At 39.3% G+C, this 9,704-nt stretch carries 8 protein-coding genes and 1 pseudogene; 5 read left to right on the forward strand and 4 right to left on the reverse strand.

The window, feature by feature from the left end; translation table 11 throughout:
- Positions 1 to 248 precede the first annotated feature (248 nt).
- Positions 249 to 1,505, reverse strand: coding sequence for a glycoside hydrolase family 113 (locus H1P_RS36585; protein WP_186376169.1), 1,257 nt, complete (start codon positions 1,503 to 1,505; stop codon positions 249 to 251).
- A 466-nt stretch (positions 1,506 to 1,971) separates the two neighbouring features.
- On the opposite strand from H1P_RS36585, the gene H1P_RS27325 reads away from it, so the two are divergent.
- The gene (locus tag H1P_RS27325; RefSeq protein ID WP_246141978.1) at positions 1,972 to 2,205 is read left to right on the forward strand and encodes a hypothetical protein; all 234 of its coding nucleotides are present in this window, start codon (positions 1,972 to 1,974) and stop codon (positions 2,203 to 2,205) included.
- A 370-nt stretch (positions 2,206 to 2,575) separates the two neighbouring features.
- Here H1P_RS27325 and H1P_RS27330 read toward each other — a convergent pair.
- Positions 2,576 to 2,764, reverse strand: a pseudogene (locus tag H1P_RS27330) (hypothetical protein); the annotation flags it as partial.
- 150 nt (positions 2,765 to 2,914) lie between these two features.
- Between H1P_RS27330 and cysH the strand changes: the two are divergent.
- Positions 2,915 to 3,673 carry a phosphoadenosine phosphosulfate reductase gene (gene cysH / locus H1P_RS27335; RefSeq protein WP_144873696.1) on the forward strand — a complete coding sequence of 253 codons (759 nt, stop codon included), beginning with the start codon at positions 2,915 to 2,917 and terminating at the stop codon, positions 3,671 to 3,673.
- Between the two features lie 144 nt (positions 3,674 to 3,817).
- On the forward strand, positions 3,818 to 5,569 hold the full coding sequence (gene sir, locus H1P_RS27340; RefSeq protein ID WP_144873699.1) for a sulfite reductase, ferredoxin dependent: 1,752 nt from the start codon (positions 3,818 to 3,820) through the stop codon (positions 5,567 to 5,569).
- A 104-nt stretch (positions 5,570 to 5,673) separates the two neighbouring features.
- On the opposite strand, the gene fusA is transcribed toward sir, so the two are convergent.
- On the reverse strand, positions 5,674 to 7,764 hold the full coding sequence (gene fusA / locus H1P_RS27345) for an elongation factor G (RefSeq protein ID WP_144873702.1): 2,091 nt from the start codon (positions 7,762 to 7,764) through the stop codon (positions 5,674 to 5,676).
- A 312-nt stretch (positions 7,765 to 8,076) separates the two neighbouring features.
- Here fusA and H1P_RS36590 point away from each other — a divergent pair, with 312 nt between their 5' ends.
- Positions 8,077 to 8,241, forward strand: coding sequence for a hypothetical protein (locus H1P_RS36590; protein WP_186376170.1), 165 nt, complete (start codon positions 8,077 to 8,079; stop codon positions 8,239 to 8,241).
- Positions 8,242 to 8,357: 116 nt separating this feature from the next.
- Here H1P_RS36590 and H1P_RS27350 read toward each other — a convergent pair whose 3' ends face one another.
- A complete protein-coding gene (locus H1P_RS27350; RefSeq protein ID WP_186376171.1) occupies positions 8,358 to 8,978 on the reverse strand; it encodes a hypothetical protein in 621 nt (206 codons plus the stop codon).
- Between the two features lie 110 nt (positions 8,979 to 9,088).
- Here H1P_RS27350 and cobA point away from each other — a divergent pair.
- Positions 9,089 to 9,704 (forward strand): uroporphyrinogen-III C-methyltransferase (cobA, locus tag H1P_RS27355; RefSeq protein ID WP_144873704.1); only part of this gene is annotated, 616 nt, incomplete at its 3' end.

Here is a 9,704-nt window from a genome sequence, read left to right on the forward strand (position 1 = left end):
TCATCTCTGCGATCTGCGACTCGCATCTACCGTGCTATGATCTCAGACCTCGTAGCTCATCCCTTGCTACGCCTTGGTATCTTGGCACTCTCATCGGTCTGAGTAGCATGTGGCCTCTTACTATCAAAGTTCCGATCCTCTTACGTATTGCATCCGGCATTGATCAATTGCTATACGATCATCGATCTCAGTAGTCATCCTGAACGTCAATGCATATTACCGATCATCCTGGAAATTGACTGTCATTCTCAATCTAGAAGTATCTCGATCATAGCATCATCGATATCTCGAAGTTGACTGTCTGGCTCGGATCGGGTAGAGTCGGGCTTCGGGATCGGTCGGAGTGGTCGGGATCGGTGCTGGACGAGGGTTGCAGGATCGGGGTCAGGATCGGGGTCAGGATCGGGGTCAGGATCGGGGTCAGGATCGGGGTCGGGTTTTGTTGAGTCTGAGACTAGTTTACTGCTGTATTCTTTAAAGACAAGCTCAGATGGTTTGCCTAAAATTGGATAGTCTAAATCAGTAGGGTCACTATTTTGCACTTCTGTGGCATACCAGTTCCAAAATTGTGCGCCTTGAAACCAATCAAGGTTACCTGATTCTGGAATTTCTCCTCCAAATACTTTAAAGAAAGCTTCATACAGTCTCGCTTGTTCTTCAAAATCAATTTGACCTTGACCCTGAAATTCATAAGGTTTTGCTGCGGTACCATCAAGACTACGAAAACCTATCTCTGTAAATACAAGAGGCTTGCCATAATCTGTCGAAACTTGTCTTAACCAATCAACTATTGATTGACCATTAGTCAACCCCTTGACTTCATTTGTTTCTGGTGTGGTTGTCCAAGCTTGAACCAGTTCGTCAACACTAGCATTTTTATTTTCTGTCAGAGGATAATAAGCATCTATCCCAACAAAATCCAGACCTTCAGCAAAGGAAACTTCCCCCGCTTTATCCCAGTTAACGGCATAGGTCAATTTACCGTCATAAACCTGTCTAACTTCATTGATAATTTCTAACCAAGAATCTTTATCAGCCGTGCCGATAAGTTGATCTATTTCAGTCCCAATCGTCAATACTTCAACACCCTGAGCCTGAGCTAATTTGGCATAATCTAGCATAAATGCTTTGTAGTTGCTGAAGAAAGCAGTTCGGTCTGTGGGATTAAGGTATCCTCTCCATTGACCATTTTGAAGGTCAAGATGAGGTTTTAGCCAAACTGATAGCCCCTGATTTTTGGCATCTATGATTGCTTTTTCAACGTTTTGTAGAGATTCAGTCTTCTGCTCTATGGCAAAGATTTCACTACTTTGGGTGTCACTAAGATAAGAAGTCGCCACAATTGTTGCTGTCTCTGCACCAGTTGCTTCTAGCTGCCCCAAAGCTTGGGTTGATTCAGAAGCAGCAAATTTGCCATTCCACCAAGATGGGTAATTAAATCCTAAATATTCCCAGGTGTGATATTCCGATTGGCTGGAGATGGGTGTGGGTTTTGGTAAAGACATTGGAGTGCTATGATTTTGTGAAGGTATGGGGTTTGAAGTTGGGGTAGAACTCTTAGTTAAAACTGTTAAAAGTTAGAGTCACAATTACAAGTCAAAATCGTTATTTTTTATAGTCTTCGACTTGTAACATAAAAAGAATTATTACAATAAAAAATGAAAAACTCGATTACAAAAACTTGTATTTTAGTGTTGTCAAACAATCATAAAATTACAATAAATACATACCTCTTAAAAAATAATTATTTTTTTGAAAAAAACTCAAAAAAAGGTAATTGTAAAAATAAATTAAATATTTTGGCGTTGGTAAATAAGTAATGTTATGAGTTCTAAAATAAGGGTGTAAAAACTCTGGTGAAGTAATGGACTGTCCTAAATGTAAATCATCACAGAAAAAGAAGAATGGTTTTCGTCGTGGAAAAAATCATTCAGATGTCAGGATTGTGGTTGTCAGTATTTAGAGAATCCTATTTCTAGAGCATATTCCATAGAAGTTAAACAACTCTGCTTAAAAATGTATCTCAATGGAATGGGTTTTAGAGGAATTGCTAGGGTAACAGAAATCGACCATACAACTATTATTAATTGGGTTAAAGAAGCAGGCGAATCATTGTCTGAAGAGCCACAAGATTCAGAAATACCAAAAATCACAGAAATAGATGAATTACAGACTTTTGTTGGGAATAAAAAGAATAAACTCTGAATAGGATCTGTAGTTAATCACCAGAAAAAAGGAATTTTACTCTGGAATATTTGCGATCGCTATCAACAGACTTTTGAACCAATATGGCAAATTATTAAATGCTGGCACAGTTTTTGGTATGTTACAGATGTATGGAAAGTCTATCCTAATAACTCCACACTACTTTAGGAATAAACAAACTCATAAAATAAGTGAGTATTAATAAAGATTTATATTGAGAAATATTAAACATAAGCTTTTATATAGCAAGAGAGAGTTTTTCTGATTATCAAAGATATTGGAGACAAAAGTTAAACGTAAGCTTTTATTCTAAATACGTATAGATCGAAGCTATAATTTACCGTCTCATTTCTAGCACTACTAACGGGACTTAAACAAAAATCGAGCCTCGGACAAACCCCAAACTGGCTTTATAAGAGGCAAATAGGTCGCGATTATGGTTAAGCCACTGAACAAAACGATACGGACATCTCACGATTCTGAGGAGACCTCAAAATCCGTGTCCTCAAGACATAGCTGTACGAAATGCTGTCTTAGCTTCAGAAAATGTATTCAAAGGAATGGCAACGCCCAGAGCCATTTTCTTAGACCCCACCACTAGCAAAAACTGCATATGTAAATTTTTACGGTAATTATCAAGAAATAGTTAATGCACAAATCGATTAATTGAACCTTAGTTATTTTGTTAGTTTTCAGGAGTAGATTATTTATGAGTTCAGTTAGTAATTTCTCTTACTTTTTAAATCAAGAACCTAATCTTGAACTAATCAATAGGGATTTAAGTAATGCTAGTGCCATTGATACAGTTAAATGGGCAATTGATTTCTTTGGCGATCGCTTAATAATGAGTACCAGTTTTGGTATTCAGTCGGCGGTGATGCTGCACTTGGTAACTCGTATTGTTCCTGACATACCTGTTATTTGGGTTGATACAGGCTATTTACCCGAAGAAACCTATCAATTTGCCGAACAGTTAACCGAAAAACTGCAATTAAATCTCAAAGTTTATCAGTCTTCTGTCTCTCCTGCACGGATGGAAGCTAAATATGGCAAACTTTGGGAACAAGAAAATGTTGATGCTCTCAATTTTTACGATCGCCTTCGTAAAGTAGAACCCATGCAGAGAGCTTTAGAGGAACTTAACGCTACAGCTTGGCTGGCAGGATTACGTAAAGTACAGACTGATTATCGCCATAATATAGCTCGAATTAGCAAACAAGAACAACAATACAAAATTCTGCCTATTTTGCACTGGAATTCACGAGATATTTATCAGTACCTCCAAAAATACGATCTTCCCTATCATCCTTGGTTCGATTTGGGATATGTCACAGTTGGCGATTGGCATTCTAGCCGACCCCTTACAGCTAGCGATAGCCATGAAAGAAATACCCGTTTTCGCGGGCTGAAACAAGAGTGCGGTTTACATTTGCCCAATACTGCAATGCAATTATCTTCCGTTGCTTAGTTTCAATATCTAAGCTTTTGCCAAGTTTCTATTTGTTAATGGAGAAAGGAAATACTATTTCACCATTACATATTTACCAATGCTTAGAACATATACCACTAACAACAATCACTAATAACCAAAAAATTAAATTGAGTAAAAATTATGGTCATCAACGCTAAACCCAAAAATCGTAAACCTTCAAAAGTTGAAAAAATCAAAGAAAGCAGTAACTTTTTACGCGAACCCCTGGCAACTGAACTATTAGAAGATACTACCCACTTTAGCGAACAAGCAATTCAAGTTCTCAAGTTTCATGGCTCTTACCAACAAGATAATCGCGATAATCGAGTTAAAGGACAAGAGAAAGACTATCAAATGATGCTGCGGACTCGTTCTCCTGGAGGATATATCCCACCACAACTGTATCTAGCTTTAGATCGCTTATCCGAAGAGTATGGCAATCAAACCCTGAGAGTAACTACTCGTCAAGCGTTTCAAATGCACGGAATTCTCAAAAAAGACCTCAAAACAGTTATTGCTACTGTTAATCGCAATCTAGGTTCTACTTTGGGTGCTTGTGGTGACTTAAACCGTAACTTGATGGTTCCCCCCGCACCTTATAAAAATCGTCCCGAATATCAGTATGCTTGGGAATACGCCGATAAAATTGTTTCCTTACTCGCTCCCCAAACAGGTGCTTATTATGAAATTTGGCTCGATGGGGAAAAAATAGTTACGGGAGAAGAAGACCCCGAAGTCAAAGCAGCAAGACAACGCCAGAGTAACGGTATGTTGATTGAAGATGGAGAAGAACCCATTTACGGTACTAATTATCTACCCAAGAAGTTTAAAATTGCTGTTACTGTCCCAGGAGATAATTCCATTGATGTTTATACTCACGATATTAGTTTTGTGATCTTGACTAATGAAGCGGGAGAATTAGAAGGATTTAATGTCCTAGCTGGTGGCGGTATGGGGCGCACCCATAATAAAGAAGAAACTTTTGCTAGAATTAGCGATCGCATTGGTTATGTAGCGAAAGAAGATGTCTACGAGTTAATTAAAGCCATTGTAGCGACTCAAAGAGATTATGGCGATCGCGTAACTCGTCGTCACGCCAGAATGAAATACCTAATCAATGATTGGGGTGTAGAAAAATTTAAAGCCAAAGTAGAATCTTATTTTGGCAAAGCGATCTCACCATACAAACCTTTACCAGAGTGGAAATATCACGACTACCTAGGTTGGCACGAACAGGGAGACGGTAAACTATTCTTTGGTCTTTCTGTAGAAAATGGTCGCATCAAAGATGAAGGAGACTTTCAATTAAAAACCGCCCTCAGAGAAATCATCCAGCAGTTTAATATTCCCCTGCGTTTAACTGCTAACCACAACATTATCTTCTACGAAATCGAACCAGCCCATAAACAAGCAATTCAACAAATTCTCGCACAAAAAGGCGTTGTTACCCAACCAGAGGCGATCGATCCTTTGTTGCGCTACTCTATGGCTTGTCCCGCTTTACCTCTATGTGGTTTAGCCGTCACCGAATCAGAACGCATTTTACCCAGTATATTAGAACGCATTCGCGCCTTGTTAAATAAATTAGACATGGCAGAAGACAAAATGGTCATCCGCATGACAGGCTGTCCTAACGGCTGTGCCAGACCCTATATGGCAGAATTAGGCTTAGTCGGCTCTGCACCAGATGCCTATCAAGTATGGCTAGGAGGTACGCCAGATCAAACTAAATTAGCCCGTCCTTACGTGCAAAAAATGAATGTCAAAGACTTAGAAAGCTTTTTAGAACCCTTATTCCTCTATTATAAGAGCGATCGCTTATTCCAAGAAAGTTTTGGGGAATTCTGCAATCGTGTAGGCTTTGAAGCATTGAGAAAGAGTCAGGAAATATAGCGATCGGTTGAATTTATAAGACACAAGGATGGGTATCTTTTGATACCCACCCTATTAAATTAATTAGATATCAGGTTTAAACAGATATCTAATTAGAAAAAGACTTATTTAGCTGCTGCTAATTCTCTCTCTTTAACTTCTTTAATTACCTCTTCAGCAACATTCTTAGGACATGGTGAATAATGAGAAAATTCCATAGAAAATTGACCACGACCAGAAGTCATAGTGCGTAAGTCTCCAATGTAACCAAACATTTCGCTTAAAGGTACATCAGCTTTGATGCGAACACCCATAGGAGTGCTGCTTTGAGATTTGATCATGCCACGACGACGATTTAGATCGCCGATAACGTCTCCCATGTGATCGTCAGGAGTAAATACGTCCACATTCATAATAGGCTCTAATAATTGAGGGCCAGCTTTAGGAATAGATTGACGATAACCTGCTTTAGCAGCGATTTCAAAGGCGATCGCAGAAGAATCTACAGGATGGAATGCACCATCTTTTAAAGTGATTTTCAAGTCTACACAAGGAAATCCTGCAAGTACACCTTTAACAATACTTTGTTCAAAGCCTTTTTCAACTGCGGGCCAAAATTCACGGGGAACGTTACCACCAGTTACTTTTGATGCAAACTCGAAGCCAGTACCAGGTTCTCCAGGCTCGATTGTATAGTCGATGCGACCGAATTGACCAGAACCACCAGATTGCTTCTTGTGGGTGTAGCTATCGTTGATTACTTTAGTGATCGATTCACGATAAGCTACTTGAGGCTTACCTACTTCTACTTCTACGCCGTGAGTACGTTTAAGGATGTCTACCTTAATGTCGAGATGCAATTCACCCATTCCTTTGATAATGGTTTCACCACTTTCAAAGTCTGTTTCCACATAGAAGGAAGGATCTTCCTGAACCATCTTGCTCAAAGCAACACCCATTTTCTCGGAAGCACCTTTGTTTGTGGGTGTTACAGCGATGGAGATTACAGGGTCAGGGAAGACCATAGGCTCTAGAGTAGCAGGTTGTTTAGGGTCGCAAAGAGTATGTCCTGTTTGCACATTTTTCAGACCAACTATCGCAATAATGTCTCCTGCTTGGGCTGAGGCAATTTCTTCGCGGGAGTCAGCGTGCATTTCTACCATCCGACCAACACGCTCAGTTTTACCCGTAGCAGTATCTAAGACAGATTCCCCTTTGTTTAACGTACCAGAATAAATACGAGTAAAGGTTAACGCACCATAGCGGTCATCCATAATTTTGAATGCCAAAGCACGTAAAGGTCTCTCAGCGTCAACAATAGCGTATTCCCCTGTTTCATGTCCTTCGAGGTCTACTTCTGGTTGAGGCTTAACTTCTTTGGGGTTAGGTAGATAATCAACAACAGCATCTAATACTAACTGAACACCTTTATTTTTAAAGGAAGAACCACAGTAAGTAGGGAAGAAAGCTAGTTCACGAGTTCCTTTACGGATACAGGCTTTGATTTCGTCAATAGAAAGTTCTTCTCCTTCGAGGTATTTTTCCATCAAATCATCATCTTGTTCCACCGCAGTTTCAATTAGCTGTTCGCGATAGGTTTCTACATCGTCAGCCATGTCCGCAGGAACATCTTGGATTTCGTACTTATCTGGATCTCCAGAATCATCCCATACCCAAGCTTTTTGAGTTAGCAGATCGACTACCCCAACAAAATCATTTTCGATCCCGATGGGTAATACCATTACTAGGGGTTTGGCAGCTAGAATATCTTCTACTTGCTTAACTACACTATAAAAGTCAGCACCAGTACGATCTAACTTATTGACGTAGATAATACGAGCAACTTTAGAATCGTTAGCATAACGCCAGTTAGTTTCAGACTGAGGCTCAACCCCACCCGAACCGCAAAATACACCAATACCACCGTCAAGAACTTTTAAAGAACGGTATACCTCGATTGTGAAATCAACGTGACCAGGAGTATCAATAATATTTAGCTGATGATCTTTCCAAAAACAGCTTGTAGCAGCAGACTGAATAGTAATACCACGTTCTTTTTCCTGATCCATGAAGTCGGTTGTTGCTTCTCCTTCATGTACCTCACCGATTTTGTGGGTTTTACCAGTTAGTTTTAGGATTCTTTCAGTAGTGGTGGTTTTTCCTGCATCCACGTGGGCGAAGATGCCTATGTTTCGGTAACGAGTGAGGTCTTTCATATACTTTGCGATTACGGTTTATTTGCTAAAATTTTTGACGAGCGACCCTGGTGAAGTTGCCTCGCCCAAGGAACGCGCGAGTTTGACAGTTATAATTCTGTGAACTTTAAAGGAAAATTCACTCTTGTTTTTGAGCCAGAAAAGGCTAAAAGAAGTCGAATCATCTGGTACATTCTCTAACTTATAGAGAAACTGATGTCAATGATACCAATTATTAAGTAATTATAATTTATTTATCTATTCAGTTAAAACAGATCTGTTATGCTATATCGAACAGAAACTACTTAAATTAGTGGATTTTGCTAAATCTGAATGTTAAGGATCGAGTTTATTATTTTCTCATCACAACTCTTAAATTCTTTACTCTTACCCAGCAATATTATCCCACTTGATGGCAAGCCTTTGAGATGGGTGGACGTGGTGAGTTCTACTGCTGCGGGAGGATTTCTTGACCCAGGTAATTGGCGAACTCTTTAGGGTATCAGAACGCTAGAGGAGTTAACCTCATTAGTATCCCAGTCAAAGATTAAAAGAATTGTGAGTGGTTTGAGCAACGTTATTGTTAAGTTCAGACTTTTCATCAGTAAAACAAATTAGCGAAGTGCCAAGGACTCGCGACAGTCTCTTAACCACAGACTGACTGCTTGACCAATTATGCCATTACTAGATTCAGTTGGGGGTGTTGGAAGAGTATTTTTAGTTGCATGACCAAAACGAGAATACATCGTGACTAAGTGCCAACCACTCTCTGTTAGTGTAACAAATAACCAGTGATATGTTTCTCGCTCAATTTTTTGCTGATTACTGTATTGCCTTTCTAGGGTAGTAAAAAAAATCTGCTCTGTGGTTTCCGACATAGTTGAACCATAGTTAATCTGAGGCAAATTTAATGGTTCAAGTTCTGGCTGTCCAGCAGCTACTATGTAATTATCAATACCCGCATCTTGATGGCTATCTTGGGTTCTTTGAATTACTCTATTGCTATAGTTTGGTAAGTCTTGAATCAAAAGATTAGTTAATTCTGACAAATCGCTGGGACAACTTCTTTGGGTTTCTACTGATACAGGTAAAGAGTGGGGTTTATCCGAGGATGAGTTGCTGCTTGAGAAGGTTGTTTCACTACTTACGGAATATGAGTAAGTTAGGGTGAGAAAAACAACAATAGCAATCTCCCAGAGAACGAGGTATCTTGCGATCGCAAAATTTTTTAACATTCAACACTTCAGTACTAATCGATCAGTAATCAAAGTATCATTTTTCCAACTTGACGTAACTATCAACTATAACGATCGCCTTCAAAATTAGAGTTTACCAACAATAATTGATGATGACAAAAGGAAAGGTTTATTTAGTGGGTGCTGGAGTAGGAGATATTGCTTATCTTACTGTGAGAGCCAAAAAATTATTATCCACTGCTGAGGTGCTGATTTATGATGCTTTAGTAGGTGATGATCTAACTGAGTTAGTCCCAGAAGATTGTTTAAAACTGGATGTGGGAAAACGGGGAGGTAAGGTAAGTACACCCCAAGAAAAAATTAATCAGTTATTGGTAGCTTATTATTGTCAGGGAAAGCAAGTAGTAAGGCTCAAAAGTGGCGATCCGTTAATATTTGGACGTGCCATGGAAGAAATTAAAGCTCTACAAAAGGCTGATTGTGATTTTGAGCTTGTACCTGGCATTTCTTCTGTTTTGGCTGCTCCTTTACTAGCAGGTATTCCTTTAACAGATAAAAGTTTGAGTAGCTGTTTTGCGGTGTTTACTGGTCATCAACCAGATAGTTTAAATTGGCAAGCTTTAGCGAATATTGACACTTTAGCGATCTTGATGGGGACACGATCGCTACCTACAATAATTAATAATTTAATCAATGCGGGAAGACACCCCGATGAAGCGATCGCAATTATCCATAATTGTTCTCAACCAGGACAAAAATTTTTTT

This window comes from Hyella patelloides LEGE 07179, from assembly GCF_900659865.1.
Lineage (GTDB): Bacteria > Cyanobacteriota > Cyanobacteriia > Cyanobacteriales > Xenococcaceae > Hyella > Hyella patelloides.

Bases quoted from the DNA above. Each gene is read 5' to 3' on its own strand.
- H1P_RS36585 (WP_186376169.1), bottom strand. From the start codon at position 1,505: ATGTCTTTACCAAAACCCACACCCATCTCCAGCCAATCGGAATATCAC.
- cysH (WP_144873696.1), top strand. From the start codon at position 2,915: ATGAGTTCAGTTAGTAATTTCTCTTACTTTTTAAATCAAGAACCTAAT.
- sir (WP_144873699.1), top strand. From the start codon at position 3,818: ATGGTCATCAACGCTAAACCCAAAAATCGTAAACCTTCAAAAGTTGAA.
- fusA (WP_144873702.1), bottom strand. From the start codon at position 7,764: ATGAAAGACCTCACTCGTTACCGAAACATAGGCATCTTCGCCCACGTG.
- H1P_RS36590 (WP_186376170.1), top strand. From the start codon at position 8,077: ATGTTAAGGATCGAGTTTATTATTTTCTCATCACAACTCTTAAATTCT.
- H1P_RS27350 (WP_186376171.1), bottom strand. From the start codon at position 8,978: ATGTTAAAAAATTTTGCGATCGCAAGATACCTCGTTCTCTGGGAGATT.